This window comes from Vibrio sp. sp1, assembly GCF_016920955.1.
Taxonomy (GTDB): domain Bacteria; phylum Pseudomonadota; class Gammaproteobacteria; order Enterobacterales; family Vibrionaceae; genus Vibrio; species Vibrio alginolyticus.
On sequence record NZ_CP060589.1, the window covers coordinates 2,845,745 to 2,859,812 of the forward strand.

14 protein-coding genes are annotated in these 14,068 nt (G+C 44.2%); 5 read left to right on the plus strand and 9 right to left on the minus strand.

Annotated features, from left to right (window positions below; translation table 11 throughout):
- Nucleotides 1–197: 197 nt before the first annotated feature.
- Nucleotides 198–1,079 carry an AEC family transporter gene (locus H9L11_RS13300; RefSeq protein ID WP_005377901.1) on the minus strand — a complete coding sequence of 294 codons (882 nt, stop codon included), beginning with the start codon at nt 1,077–1,079 and terminating at the stop codon, nt 198–200.
- A gap of 534 nt (nt 1,080–1,613) precedes the next feature.
- On the opposite strand from H9L11_RS13300, the gene ihfA reads away from it, so the two are divergent.
- Entirely contained in the window at nt 1,614–1,910 is a 297-nt protein-coding gene (ihfA, locus tag H9L11_RS13305; RefSeq protein ID WP_005377899.1) for an integration host factor subunit alpha, read from the plus strand.
- Nucleotides 1,911–2,031: 121 nt separating this feature from the next.
- Here ihfA and H9L11_RS13310 read toward each other — a convergent pair whose 3' ends face one another.
- Nucleotides 2,032–2,811 carry a phosphoribosylglycinamide formyltransferase gene (locus H9L11_RS13310; RefSeq protein ID WP_005377897.1) on the minus strand — a complete coding sequence of 260 codons (780 nt, stop codon included), beginning with the start codon at nt 2,809–2,811 and terminating at the stop codon, nt 2,032–2,034.
- A gap of 315 nt (nt 2,812–3,126) precedes the next feature.
- Here H9L11_RS13310 and H9L11_RS13315 point away from each other — a divergent pair, with 315 nt between their 5' ends.
- Entirely contained in the window at nt 3,127–3,777 is a 651-nt protein-coding gene (locus H9L11_RS13315) for a thiopurine S-methyltransferase (RefSeq protein ID WP_205390825.1), read from the plus strand.
- Nucleotides 3,778–3,849: 72 nt separating this feature from the next.
- Here H9L11_RS13315 and purT read toward each other — a convergent pair whose 3' ends face one another.
- The 7 genes from purT to H9L11_RS13350 form a co-directional block, all read right to left on the minus strand.
- On the minus strand, nt 3,850–5,025 hold the full coding sequence (gene purT / locus H9L11_RS13320) for a formate-dependent phosphoribosylglycinamide formyltransferase (RefSeq protein WP_005377894.1): 1,176 nt from the start codon (nt 5,023–5,025) through the stop codon (nt 3,850–3,852).
- 143 nt (nt 5,026–5,168) lie between these two features.
- Complete coding sequence (gene cdd / locus H9L11_RS13325; protein ID WP_005377892.1) at nt 5,169–6,056, minus strand: cytidine deaminase; 888 nt, start codon at nt 6,054–6,056, stop codon at nt 5,169–5,171.
- Nucleotides 6,057–6,486: 430 nt separating this feature from the next.
- Nucleotides 6,487–7,164: an LrgB family protein gene (locus H9L11_RS13330; protein ID WP_005377888.1), complete on the minus strand. Its 678-nt coding sequence runs from the start codon at nt 7,162–7,164 to the stop codon at nt 6,487–6,489.
- A 1-nt stretch (nt 7,165) separates the two neighbouring features.
- Complete coding sequence (locus H9L11_RS13335) at nt 7,166–7,540, minus strand: CidA/LrgA family protein (RefSeq protein ID WP_005377887.1); 375 nt, start codon at nt 7,538–7,540, stop codon at nt 7,166–7,168.
- 55 nt (nt 7,541–7,595) lie between these two features.
- Nucleotides 7,596–9,017 carry an exodeoxyribonuclease I gene (gene sbcB / locus H9L11_RS13340; protein ID WP_005377886.1) on the minus strand — a complete coding sequence of 474 codons (1,422 nt, stop codon included), beginning with the start codon at nt 9,015–9,017 and terminating at the stop codon, nt 7,596–7,598.
- 157 nt (nt 9,018–9,174) lie between these two features.
- Nucleotides 9,175–10,548 carry an L-cystine transporter gene (locus H9L11_RS13345; protein ID WP_005377885.1) on the minus strand — a complete coding sequence of 458 codons (1,374 nt, stop codon included), beginning with the start codon at nt 10,546–10,548 and terminating at the stop codon, nt 9,175–9,177.
- A 200-nt stretch (nt 10,549–10,748) separates the two neighbouring features.
- Nucleotides 10,749–11,438 (minus strand): NAD(P)H-binding protein, encoded by a 690-nt coding sequence (locus H9L11_RS13350; protein ID WP_017820877.1) that lies wholly within the window; start codon nt 11,436–11,438, stop codon nt 10,749–10,751.
- A gap of 248 nt (nt 11,439–11,686) precedes the next feature.
- Here H9L11_RS13350 and cobT point away from each other — a divergent pair, with 248 nt between their 5' ends.
- From cobT to cobU, 3 genes are read left to right on the plus strand one after another with little or no spacing between them, the layout of a single operon-like run.
- Complete coding sequence (cobT, locus tag H9L11_RS13355; RefSeq protein WP_205390826.1) at nt 11,687–12,730, plus strand: nicotinate-nucleotide--dimethylbenzimidazole phosphoribosyltransferase; 1,044 nt, start codon at nt 11,687–11,689, stop codon at nt 12,728–12,730.
- A 29-nt stretch (nt 12,731–12,759) separates the two neighbouring features.
- Complete coding sequence (locus H9L11_RS13360; protein ID WP_031777196.1) at nt 12,760–13,536, plus strand: adenosylcobinamide-GDP ribazoletransferase; 777 nt, start codon at nt 12,760–12,762, stop codon at nt 13,534–13,536.
- Nucleotides 13,533–14,066 carry a bifunctional adenosylcobinamide kinase/adenosylcobinamide-phosphate guanylyltransferase gene (gene cobU, locus H9L11_RS13365; RefSeq protein WP_017820879.1) on the plus strand — a complete coding sequence of 178 codons (534 nt, stop codon included), beginning with the start codon at nt 13,533–13,535 and terminating at the stop codon, nt 14,064–14,066. Before H9L11_RS13360 ends, cobU begins: the two co-directional genes overlap by 4 nt.
- The last annotated feature ends 2 nt before the right edge of the window (nt 14,067–14,068 follow it).

Consider the following 14,068-nt stretch of genomic DNA (forward strand, 5'->3'; position numbering starts at 1 on the left):
TTCTTAAGAAATGAAAACCCTGCCAGTTTGGCAGGGTTTTTTATTTTTAGGATTACCTTATCGTTGTTCAAGTTCCTTACTGCTCGCACCACCCCTCATTATTTTAAAATACTAGACCAAACTAGGGATGGCCCTTACCCGAGATTAGGAACGTATTGTTTTTCAGCTAATACACGCTAACGATAGCTTATTGGCGGTTAGGCAGCGAGTGAGAGGGTATAGCTAAGCAGAAGAGGCAGCGTAAGAATGCTGAAAAAGTTGCCAAATAGTACCATTGACGCCACCTTCATGGGTTCTATATTCAGTCTTTCCGCAAATAGGTAATTCATGACGGCTGGCGGCAGCATTGTGAAGAGCACCATCATTTGCAATTGCATCGTTGGAAGGGGAATTAACCAATAAATAAGTGCAAAAGCGACAGCACCAGTTGCCAGTGACTGCACGGTACACAACACACCAATCTTTAAACCGTCCAACCGTAAATGACACATTTGTGCCCCCAGAGATAAAAGCATCACGGGTACGGCCGCTTGCCCAAGTAGAGCAGTGGCTTCGTATAAAGGCGCCCATGCACCCACATTTGACACGTTGAGAAACAGAGCCAGAGACGCTGCTAAAAAGATTGGCATCTTGACTATTTGCTTAAAAGGGTTGCCATGACTAAGCAGCATTACGCCTAAGCTGATATGCAAGCATGCTGACACGACAAATAAAAGCACTGCTGAGGACAGCGCAATTTCTCCAAACGTATAGGTAAACAAAGGAATAGCTAGATTTCCGCTATTGCGAAACATATGTGGTGGCGCCCAGGTTTTAAACGAGAGTGACGTCCATCGACATACCGGGATCATGAGTAGTGCGGGAATTAAAACCGCGACAATTGCCGCCAAAAGAAGCGGCCCCTGATTTGAATCGAGCGGCATGCTAACGAGTGACGAAAATACCAGTGCTGGCGTAAATACCTCAATATTAATGCGGTTTATTGGGCGAAAGTCAGGCTTGATGTAACGACCGACCAAATAGCCAACTCCGACAAGAGCAAAAACAGGGAAAAGAATATTTATGATTTGATTAATCATGGTCGCCTAGAAGCAGTGTAAGAAGCTAATGAGGAAATACACGAACTTCCACATTATCAATCTTTATATATGGCGTCATCGTTAAACAGCGAGAAGCGTGGGTTTAATCAAGCTTTCAAAGCACAGTTGCAAAGTACAGGTGGTCATACCTTTTAATCTAATTGTTACGTATCGAGTTACATACAAATCACTGAATTTACGACAAGTTCTATGTCAAGTGTCTGTTAAATAACCAATATCTGATATTTTTATTAAATAGTGTTTAATGTTGATATTTAAACTACTTTTAGTTTTATAATCTGGATATTTTTCCTGATAAAGATGAAACAAAAACAAAAATATCAAATTTCTGGCGTTTAACAATAATTTACGTAGTGCTATTCCTTTTGTTCGCCAAGAAAAAAGTTGGCGAAAATCATAAGCTTGTCATACACTTCCTGATGTAACCCCGATATGTTGTTGAATTGGTAGGGTAAAACTGCTCTGGCGCTACACTAACGTAGCATTGTTTAACATAGCTTTGAGGAAAGTTTTATGGCGCTCACAAAAGCCGAACTGGCAGAAAACCTGTTTGATAAATTAGGATTTAGTAAGCGGGACGCCAAGGAAACGGTGGAAGTGTTCTTTGAAGAGATTCGTAAGGCACTGGAAAGTGGCGAACAGGTAAAACTGTCAGGTTTTGGTAACTTTGATCTTCGTGACAAGAATGAACGACCTGGTCGTAACCCGAAAACTGGTGAAGATATTCCAATTACTGCTCGACGTGTAGTGACTTTTCGCCCGGGTCAGAAGTTAAAAGCTCGTGTAGAAAACCTGAAGAAAGTACAGTAAGCCGAATAAATGGATCACGCTAAGGCGTGGTCTTTTTTTGCGTAAAATTCGTGTGCATACAAATGAAAACCACCGCCATGCGGTGGTTTTTCTGTTTATGAGAGACGCTTAATGATATCGGTTACGCCGCTTCTAGATGCGTTGTTAAGTATGGTTGCCATGCTTGTTGGTACAAGTTCTTAGACTGTGTACGCATGTTGCGAATAGAGGCAAGCTCTATTTCGCTTAGCTCACGTTTTTCCAACATCGCTTGACGTTCTAGTTTCTGGATTTTTTCGTATAGGTCGTGTTCGGGACCGCTTTTTACATCTGCGATTGCTTTCAAGTGCAGTTGAACTTCGGCTACTAGGTTTGTTTTTGGTAAACGAACGAGCAAGTTCAAGTCTCTATATCCTGAAGGGCCAGGTTTTTTGAATCGATTTTTTACTTTCACAATCGTTGTTTCACGCTCTAACGTTTCATAAATGGAGACTAAGCTCGCGACGTCTTCAGCTACAATCGTTGCACGTGCTAGGTCAGTAATACGTTCAACTTTCCCATCTAACTCTAAAGCTATCTTTTCTTCTGCTCGTTGTTTGGATTTCACGCCTGCGAAGTATGGCTGAGCGTCATTAAGAAGTGCGGTACTCTTACAGATAGTTTCAAGTTCAAATTGTGCTTGGTGAGCTTTGCTGTAAAGGATGTCGAAGTCAGAATATGGCTGAGTTGGTGTGGTGTCGATTGACTGAATGCCATATAAACCGCTAAGGCTGTGTTTAAAAAGTTTCGAACAAACTTCGTTTTGGCTGGTTGAACGATTTTGTTCGCCATTAGGCGCAGGGGTAATTGGAAGTGCGGCAAATGCCGGTGCACGGCTAAGTACCAAAAGCATCAATGCTGTAGTACGAAGAAATAAGCTCATTCACTCTCCTTAACTTGCTTGTACTTAGAAAATAGGGAACATAAAGGTCGCTAAGTTCGGCAAATCAGGTACTAACTTATAAATGGGGCCATTACGAAAGATTCCAAGGTTTCAGTTTTATCTTGAAGTAGAATCATGCGTTAGATCACCATTTCTCTTTTCTTTATTCTGATTATCAGATAAAGGCGCGTCTCCTATGAGACCGATTACATCCTATCACCGCAGTATTAACCAAAGATGAACGGCATAGACAAATTGAAAAAAAACGTTAGTCTTACCTCTCAAAATGAAAACAGCCGACAAGTAGAAAGTAAAATGAGAGACCAAGAATTTTGGCATAACAAATGGGCCAGCAATCAGATCGGATTTCACTTGGAAGATGTAAACCCGCTATTACCAGTATATTGGAAACACACTAATCCAAAGCGTGAAGATAAAGTGTTAGTTCCTTTATGTGGAAAGTCAGAAGACTTGATTTGGCTAGCGATGAAGCATGATTCGGTTGAAGGCGTTGAGCTAAGCCATATTGCTGTGCGTGCCTTTTTTGCTGAACATTTTTACACGCCAACGGTAACGCCTATTAATGGCATGCACGAGCTTTATCAATTTGATGAGCTCTCTATTTATACTGGGGACTTTTTCACTGCACCAGTATCTCAAGCCGATATCATTTATGATCGCGCCGCGTTGGTTGCTTTACCGCAAGATATGCGAGAGGAGTATGTAGAGCGTCTCAAGCAACTGCTGAACCCAGGCGGTCGTATTTTGCTTGTCACACTCAACTATCCTCAAGAAGAGATGGCGGGGCCTCCATTTAGCGTGCCGGTCGAAGAGATAGAGCAGTTATTTTCAGGTTACAAAGTTACTTGTTTGAACGTAGATGAAGCTGACGAGAATCATCCTAAAATTGCGAAAAAAGGCTTAAGTCGCTTCTCTGAAGAAGTGTACTTAATCAAGAGTGAATAGGCTCTCTTCGGTTTGGAACACGAAATAGCGCAGCAATTTGAGCTGCGCTATTTTTGTATGAGTGGTTCGTATTTAATAAATGATATTCACTTTTGAAGCACTTTCAACAGCATCTTGAACGGCTTCTTCGGTGGTTTTTCGTCGCGTAAGGACAACACCTAAACGGCGGCGACCATCGATTTCTGGCTTACCGAATAGACGAACTTGTGTTTGAGGTTGAGCTAAAGCTTTGCTTAGGTTTTCAAAGCGAATGTTTGTGGAAGTCCCTTGTCCAAGAATAACAGCAGACGCAGATGGGCCATATTGCACAATATTATTAATTGGCATTCCGGTAAACGCGCGCACGTGGAGAGCAAACTCAGACATTTCCTGCGAAATCATTGTAACCATACCCGTATCGTGAGGGCGAGGAGAGACCTCATTGAAAATGACTTTATCACCTTTGACAAACAGCTCTACACCAAAGATGCCGTAGCCACCGAGCGCGTTTACCACTTTCTCAGCCGTGTATTCAGCTGCTTTTACTGCGTTTTCTGACATAGCTTGCGGTTGCCATGATTCGCGGTAGTCGCCATCTTCCTGACGATGACCAATTGGAGCACAGAAATGCACACCGTCAACGGCTCTGATGGTCAATAAAGTGATTTCGTAATCGAAGTCGATAAAACCTTCCACGATAACGCGACCTGCACCCGTACGTCCGCCTTCCTGAGCGTAATCCCATGCTTTTGTAACGTCGTCTTCGGTCTTGATAACACTTTGCCCTTTACCGGAAGAGCTCATCACAGGCTTCACCACGCACGGAATACCCACATGCTCAACCGCGGCTTTGAAGTCTTCAAAATTATCTGCAAAACGATAAGGTGAAGTCGTCAATTCCAGTTCTTCTGCTGCCAAACGTCGGATACCTTCACGATTCATTGTTAGCCTGGTTGCCTTAGCGGTTGGAACAACATTCAGTCCTTTTTCTTCAAGCTCTACCAGTTTGCCGGTTGCGATGGCTTCAATTTCTGGTACGACGTAAGTAGGTTGTTCCTTCGCAATAACTTCTTCTAAGGCGTTCCCATCTAACATGTCGATAACATAACTACGGTGAGCGACTTGCATCGCTGGAGCATTGGCATAGCGATCACAAGCAATCACTTCTAAACCAAGTCTCTGGCATTCAATGGCGACTTCTTTACCGAGTTCGCCAGAGCCTAAAAGTAATACACGGGTAGCATTTGCGCTAGTTGCAGTGCCAAACATAGTGTTCCCTTACAAAATAGAGTGATGAGACAGAAATTGCAGGAGATCATACTGAAGTTTTATGACAAAGCAAACGTTTGCTTTTGGTTTTTAGGTAATAAAAAAGCTCTACATGTTGTAGAGCTTTTTGTTGAATTTGTCGTTTATACGTTGACAAAACTAAGCGGAATATCTGGATTCAACGCTTCTAACGTTGATTGCGTATCGGCTAAATGACTGATCTTACCTTCTGAGTTCTCTACCAATGCAGCGGCTTTGATGCTGTCAAAGGTTTCACCCGCAAGTAAAACTTGGATTAGCGCAACTTGTAATGGCGGCAAGCTAGGATTGAACGCTGCATTTTCTGCATAAGCGCCTTGGAATACACGGCCGCTAGTCATCTCTAATGCTAAACCACTCAAGTTGTTGGTGTATGGAGAGTGGCTCATGTTCATCGCTTCAACTGCACTTTGGATGAGTGCGTCTTCATCATCACATGAGAATTGGTGTTTAACTTCTGCCATTAAGCCGGACTCGATACCGAGATCGTTTGGTCCAAAGGCTTCAGGCAGGTATTCATGAAGTGACTTTTCTTCGCGTTCTGGGAGCTGGATTTTAAGCTCGTTTGCGGTAGATAACTCATTCATGAACTGGCGGCAGTGACCACATGGGCTGAAGTTGATAGTGATATCCTTAACACCACGTTCGCCTTTCATCCAAGCATGGCTAATCGCAGACTGCTCTGCGTGAACCGTTTGACCCAACTGTACACCAAAGAATTCCATGTTGGCACCGAAGTAAAGGCGACCTGAAAGACCACGAACGATAGCGCCGACATAAAAGTCAGAAAGGGGAGCATAGGAGTACGCTGCGGCAAAAGGAAGTAGCGCAACACGAAGCTCTTTGTCTGATAGACCGGTAGCTGAAAGCAACTGCTCAAATTGTTGAACTGAAAGCGTAGCATCAAAATCATCAGCTTGGATGATAGGAGCAAGTTGTTTGGAAAGTGCTTCTGGAGCGCCTGCTAGCGCCTGTTCAATGCGACTTTTCATGTTGAATCCTTGTTATTGCATGGACAGTTATTCTATGTGAAAGATAGAAATGTTCCGTGCGTTAGATCACGATAAATAATGCAATTGATAATTCTGTTACATAATTAGAGTGAGCTCACACATGTATTCGATTGCACAGGTGTGAAGCGTTATCTCCGTCTCACAATTAACCATATCAGTATATATTCATATGACCAAGGAGCAGGAGTATGTTACCAACGCGACTTTTACCGCTATGCTACTTTATACCTACGTAATCTAGAGCGAGTGGTAGCAGCTAGAATGCTAATGCTATGAATGTATATCTCGATCAAGTCCCTTCACGATATTACTGGGTGAGGTTGCTAGATAAGATAGGGTTTTGAAAAGGGTAAGGAAGAAGCGGAAAGGCTACGGTCTGCCGGAAGGAGGGCAGACCGAGAGCGCTTAACTATTGATATAGCCAGACAGCCAAAGCAAAAAAGCTTGGAGCCAAAATAGAAGTTATGATCCCACATAAAACCAATGCGAGTGATGAGAACGCGGCATCTATGGGCTGTTTCTCTGCACAAGTAGCGGTGCCTAAGGCATGAGAGACTGTACCCATTGTCAGACCACGTGCAATCGGGTGTTTAATTCCAATTAAGTTGTAAATTGGGTATGCCAAAATCGCGCCCAATAAACCAACAATCAGAACCAAGATCGCCGCAACGGCGGCTTCACCACCGAGGTGACTCGAAATTTCCATTGCTATTGGCGTAGTGACGGATTTACCCACTAGACTTGCGATTAAACTGATATCTGCTTTGAAAGCGACTGCGATCAAGGTGGTTGTCATCATCGACATCACACTGCCTACTGTGCAAGCAAAAGTGATGATTCGCCAGTTTGCTTTAATCTGTGGTAGTTGTTCATATAGCGGGTAAGCTAGAGCAACTACGGCTGGTTGAAGTAAAAAACTGATCCCTTCGTTATCCGCATAATACGTTTCAAACGGTACATTTAAGTAAGTAAGCAAAGGAATGAGCACTGCAATACTGATCAGCAAAGGATTTGCTAGAGGATTATTCACTTTGATTGCGATTTGGCGCGCGACAAGAAAAACCGCAATGGTAACAACTAACCACATATCAGTGTTTCTCCTGTAGCAAGTAATCCAGCAGCCAAGCGAGGCTGACCAGTACAATGAGTGAGCCGCCAACCGCGCTAGCGATGATAGGGAGAGCATTGGCGAGTAGTAGGTCGAAATGCTGCATTAATCCCACGCTGATAGGAACGAACAATAAGATCATATAGCGGATAAATAGCGTGGCGCCCGGTTTGACCCAGTCGACTTTTACAAGCCCAAGAGTCATGGAGAAAAACAGTACGAGCATACCGATGACACTTCCTGGAACGGAAACGCCAGTGAACTTTTGAATGGTAATTCCGATGCCAAGTGCTCCCATGATGAGGAAGATTGAAATGAGCAGTTGGATCAGTTGTAAGAATCGTTCTTTAATCATTTTGACAGTATATAAACAACAAGCACACCATAAGGTGCGCTTGTATTAGGAGGAGTTAGGAAGCTAAGCTCTCTACATAACGGTACACGGATTTTAATATCGCAATCTTCTTTTCGTCACTTTCATGTTCGTGAACTAAGTTTTCTAAATTCAGCATGTACTCTTCAATTTGGCTTTCAAACACTTCTCGACAGTGTAGTGCCCAGCGTCTTTGTTCTTGCTCGTCTAGTGTGCCTGGGAAGTTACGCGCACGATAGCGGAACAATAGAGGTTTAATACGCTTGTCATCAAATTCAATGTCTAATGCAGCAAGATTATTCGGATCGGTTTCGCGAATGATATCCATAGCTGCGCGATCGGCTGGAGAAAAGAACCCGTCGTAAAGTTGTGTATCGACGTCATCACTTTTATCGAATTTGCGCTCGACTGAAAAGAGGCTAATCAGCTTTTCTCTAATTTCAGGATGTTGGCGCAACAAAGCGAGATTGGCGAGACATTGCTGGCGATCAATGCCAATAGACTCCGCATTTTCAGCCGTTAACGTTTTTGCAGGGGCGAGAATAGGGCATTTGTTCAAATGAACTAGTTTAACTGGCACTGGTAGCAATTCACCAAGATCTTCGCGCTTCGTGTAGAGTCTTTCGTGCAGCTCTTCTGCGGATAGCTCAAGAATAGGTTGAGGGTCTTTCGCTAAATCGATGGTGATAACGGCGTTATTATTGGTTGGATGCCAAGCAACAGGCACAATCCAGCTAGTGTACTGACATTCGCGCCCTAGCATGCCTGAAACGTGCATCAACGGTGTCATGTTGACGATGTCGACTAAATCATTGAGCTTGCGCTTTTGGCGCATAGAAAAAAAGTAATCAAACAATTTTGGTTGCGCTGCTTTTACTTTCTTTGCCATTTCGATAGTCGCAACCACATCTGCCATCGCATCGTGCGCGTTACTATGTTCTATGCCGTTAGCCACGGACAAATGTTCTAATTTAAAGCTAGTGAAGCCATCTTCGTTTTCTGGCCATTCTACGCCTTCTGGGCGAAGGGCATGGCACGCGCGTAGTACATCGAGTAAATCCCAACGCGAGTTACCGTTTTGCCAACTCCATGCGTATGGATCGATGAAGTTGCGATAACAAGTATAACGGGTCACTTCGTCATCAAAGCGAATGCTGTTGTAGCCTAAACTGGTGGTATTTGGTCTCGCGAGTTCAGCGTGAATCTTAGCGATAAACTCTGGCTCAGAAAGGCCTTCTTGAACCGTTTTTTGCGGAGTAATACCAGTAATAAGCGCAGCTTCAGGAGACGGAAGATAATCAGCCGGTGGTTGACAGTACATGACTAAAGGCTCGCCGATGATATTAAAGTTTTCATCTGTACGAGCACCAGCAAACTGGCTTGGGCGATCTTTCGCGGGGTTGGTTCCCCATGTCTCATAATCAAAGAAGAAAAAAGTGGGCTGATTATCTTGGTGCATTCTGCTTACCGTTTACAAAACCGATGACAGTATTAGACCATTCAACGCCTTGACTAGCAACGAAAGATGCAAGTTGAATTTTTGAAAATGAAAAAAGCCGATGGCGAACCATCGGCTTGATATTTTACGTTTTATCGCTTTGGAAGGAATTTGAGTTCTATGCTCGTGTTTCTTCCAATGTTGCTTCACTTTCTGGTGACTTCAGCACTCGGCTAGCAATTGTACCCGCAGTCATTGAGCCTGAAACGTTTAGTGCGGTACGTGCCATGTCAATCAGTGGTTCAATAGAGATAAGCAGTGCCGCGATGGTCACAGGTAAGCCCATTGCAGGAAGAACAATCAAGGCTGCAAACGTCGCACCGCCGCCGACACCTGCAATACCAAATGAGCTGATGGTGATAATCGCAATCAATGACAGGATAAAGTGTAGATCAAGTGGGTTGATACCCATTGTTGGAGCTACCATCACTGCAAGCATTGCAGGATAGATACCCGCACAGCCGTTTTGGCCGATAGTGGCACCAAACGATGCTGATAGGTTTGCAATCGCTGGTGGTACGTTAAGCTTGGTGATTTGCGCTTCTACGTTTAGTGGAATTGTTGCTGCTGAGCTACGAGATGTAAACGCGAAGGTCAGTACAGGCCAGATTTTCTTAAAGTATTCCGCAGGGCTAACGCCAACAAAAGAGACCAATACGCCATGAACAACAAACATCAGTGCGATAGCAACATAAGACGCCACAATAAAGCCAAGTAGGTTTAGGATGTCGCCTGCGCTTGATGTCGCTACCACTTTTGCCATCAGTGCTGCGATGCCGTATGGCGTTAGGGCCATGATCATCTTCACTAATCGCATAACGATAGATTGAGCAGCTTCTACGAAAGTACGAATCGGTGATTCCAACTCTGCTTTTTCCATCATCACTTTACGAGCGGCGATACCAGTTAACACGCCGAAAATCACAACAGCGATAATTGATGTCGAGCGAGCACCTGTTAGATCAGCAAATGGGTTGGTTGGAATGAAGCTAACTAGCATTTGAGGAATAGTTAAGTCACTTACTGTACCGGCACGGCTTTCTAAAACGGCGATACGAGCGGTTTCACGCGCGCCTTCAGTTAAACCTTCTGCTGAAAGGCCAAATGTTGTTGTCACCAAGATACCGATGAGTGCAGCAATTGCAGTCGTTACTAGAAGAACAGAGATGGTCAGGCCAGAAATTTTACCTAATGATCCACCTTTCTCCAATTTAACAACTGCAGAGATCATCGATACCAACACCAGTGGCATGATGACCATTTTCAGTAGACCAACGTAGCCACTGCCTACAATGCCTACCCATTCAAGTGTTTGAGCAATTGCGCTGTTGCCTTCACCGTGAATGAGTTGCAAAGCAAGACCAAAAAGAGAACCGGTAACAAGACCGATTAAAACGAGACGAGAGAGTGTGTGTTTCTTTTGTTGTTGGTTAAATAGAAAGAACAATATGCCAACAAAGACGGCTAGAGAGGCTATCACTGCAAAATTCATAATCTGACCTTATCAACCTGCCGAAATGGCGGTTGTTTTTTATACGGGGTTTTATACGGATTTGTTTATGGGGCGTAAGATAACGCTCGTGATATAACTTTAAAAATGACAAACGGGTATTAGCTAGATCTAAAATGAATATAAAAACGAGATCTAAGTCGCGTGAGAGCGTGAATTAGCACGTTAATTGTACAAAATGGTTATTCGTAGTGATGCAGTAAGTCACGCATTTCTTTCCTTTGTAAGTAAACCACCGAGTCTTCTTGATAACTGAAAAGTTGATAAACCATCGCTTTGGCGACATCTTCTGCTCGAATCGGTAAAAAGTTGGACAGTTTGCCAAGCATGAATGGGCGAATTACCTTAAACAGAGTTTGTACTAACTTCTCGTCCATTCTTGGGCTTTGACGTTGACCAACAAGCGGGCCTGGGCGAACAAATACGATTTCCTCAAAATCCATAGCTTCGATTCGTTGTTCCATTTGTCCTTTACAAGCTAAGTAATGGGATGGCGATTTACTATTTGCACCGAGGCTAGAAACAACCGCAAGGCGTTTGACTCCGATTGTTTTCATTTGTTGGGCGACTTTACACACCAGATCAACATCTACTCTACGCAAATTATCCTTACTGCCTGCTTGCTTAAGGGTCGTGCCTAAACAGATAAAGCCGATGGTTGGTGTTGGTTGGTTCTCATCCCATTGGTGGATAGAAAGGTCTGCATCAATGAGAGGAATAAGCTTGTTGTCCACATCTAGGACGCCATCGAGTGGGCGGCGAGAAAGATAATATAATGTTCCAACACCTGATTGATTTATGAGGTTTGCAATGACTTTTGAGCCTACTAAGCCAGTTGCACCGGCGATGATTGCGCAGGTGTTGTTATCCATATCTTTTCTCCTATATGGGAACATAGTCTAAGCTATTGTAGCGGATTTCAACGAGTTACTTATAATCTCGTGCAAGAAAGGTGAGACGCTCTGCGAACTCGGCAGACTATCCTGAGATAAACTTGATTAGCGCTGCCCCAATTGGATGCAAGTGTATACAATAGTGGGCGCGCAAAAACTGTCGCTGAACAAGACCTCTTGAACAACAGAACACCTCTCACCCAGACAACATCAAAGGAACGTAAAAAATGGATGACTCTTTTGCTGCGGAGATACAAGCACGCATAGATAACAAAACCAAACCCGTCGGTTCTTTAGGCTTATTGGAAAAGGTGGCACTGCAGTTAGCTCTTAATCAAAGTCAGGATAAACCTCAGCCAGTTGATTCCATCGCTATCTGCAAACCGAGCATGCTGGTATTTGCTGGAGATCACGGCGTTGCAGAGGAGGGTGTGAGCATTGCGCCAAGCGAAGTCACTCAACAAATGGTGGCTAACTTTCTCGCTGGCGGCGCAGCCATCAACTGTTTTTGCGACATTAATGGCATTCAACTCAAAGTAATAGATTGCGGCATGTTGGCTCCTATTGATGTGCTGGTTCCAGAATTTAAATCCCATCCCAACTTGGTTGAACAACGGTTGGGTAACGGTACGGCTAATTTTTCTAAACAATCAGCGATGTCCCCAGAACAAGTGGCGTTAGGTTTAGAATATGGTGCGAAGATTGCTGAGCAAACCATTTTGCATGGTTCAAACCTCTTGATGTTCGGTGAGATGGGCATCGGTAATACCAGTTCGGCCTCAGCACTGTTATCGGCACTGAGCTCATTAGATATTGATTATTGTGTTGGCGTTGGCACCGGAATCAATCAACAGCAGTTGAGCCGCAAATATAAACTGGTAGCACAGGGGGTAAACCGATGTCGAGGTCTTGATACCAAAGCGATTCTCGCACAGGTTGGGGGCTTTGAAATCGTACAGATAGTGGGCGCTTTTTTAGAAGCCAAGCGGCTTAAAACTCCAGTTTTAGTGGATGGGTTTATCGTATCGGTAGCGGCTTATATTGCGACGTTGTTAGACGAAGAAACGCGTGAATACATGTTGTTTGCCCATCGCTCTGAAGAAAATGGACATAAATTTGTATTGGAACATCTAAAAGCAGAACCTCTGCTCGACCTTGGTTTACGGCTAGGGGAGGGAACAGGAGCCGCTCTTGCCTTGCCTCTGTTAAAAGCTGCTGCCCAGTTTTACAACAAAATGGCGAGCTTCGAGAGTGCAGGAGTTACAGTTTAGTGTCAGTCCCTGATAATTCTGAGAAAGTCATGCCGTCATCGTTAAGATACCAGTGGGAGTTATTTCTATTAGCTACCAGTTTTTTTAGCCGCTTACCCGTGCCCCAAGCGTTGCATTACAGTGAAGAACGCATGAATCAGGCAGGCCGTTACTTTGCGTTAGTTGGTCTCGTGCTTGGAGCACTTTGCGCTTTGGTATTCTCGCTCACCTCAATTTTTTTCCCAGAGTCGGTTGCCATAGTATTAACGATGGTGTTTAGCTTATTGTTAACTGGGGCTTTTCACGAAGACGGCTTGACCGATATGGCGGATGGCATTGGCGGTGGCATGACCGTAGAGCGACGCCTCTCTATTATGAAAGACAGTCGTATTGGCACTTATGGTGCCGCCACTCTCATTATGGCGTTATTAGCTAAGTATGTTTTTTGGAGTGAACTGGCTAACTTGCCGCACTTTTGGTTGGTCATTGTCGTCGCTTACACCGCAAGCCGAGCACTAGCAGCGACGCTTATTTATGACATGCCTTATGTCAGTGACAGTGATACGTCGAAAAGTAAACCGCTAGCAAGTCGCCAGTCTTCTCTAGAAGTCTCCATTTTGTTGTTTACTGGTGGCATAACATTGCTTGTGCTTGGTATCGCGGATGCGATCTTGATATCGCTTGTTCTCGTGGTATTTCGTTTGATGTTCAAACGTTGGTTAACCAAGAGAATTGGCGGCTTTACGGGGGATTGCCTTGGCGCAGCGCAACAGTTGTCGGAACTGCTTATTTATCTCACTATGATTGGGTTGTATCACTCCTCATGAAGCAATTGATACTCGGTGGCGCGCGCTCTGGGAAGTCGCATTTGGCAGAAAAAACAGCTAAGCAATTATCGGTCGCTTCTCATCGATCATTACACTATGTTGCAACCGCGCTGCCATTTGACCAAGAAATGCGAGAGCGAATAGCGCATCATCAAAAGCAACGCGGGGGCGAGTGGCAAGAGCATGAATGCCCCCTTAATTTATCTGAGTTACTGACAAATTTCGCTACCACCGATGTTGTATTGGTCGATTGTTTAACCTTGTGGCTCAACAATTGGATATTTGAGTTAGGTGATGAATGTTCCAATGAGAAGCTAGAAGCAGAAATTGAAAAGCTTATACAGGTGGTGCGTGGCTCAGATGCGACGTTAATATTCGTCTCTAACGAGGTTGGAATGGGCATTGTACCTTTGGGGGCGGTTAGTCGTTATTTTGTGGATAATGCAGGACGGATGAATCAAAAACTAGCCAGTGTTTGCCATCGCGTTACCTTTGTTGCTGTTGGTTTGCCGTTGGTTCTTAAAGAGTAGGA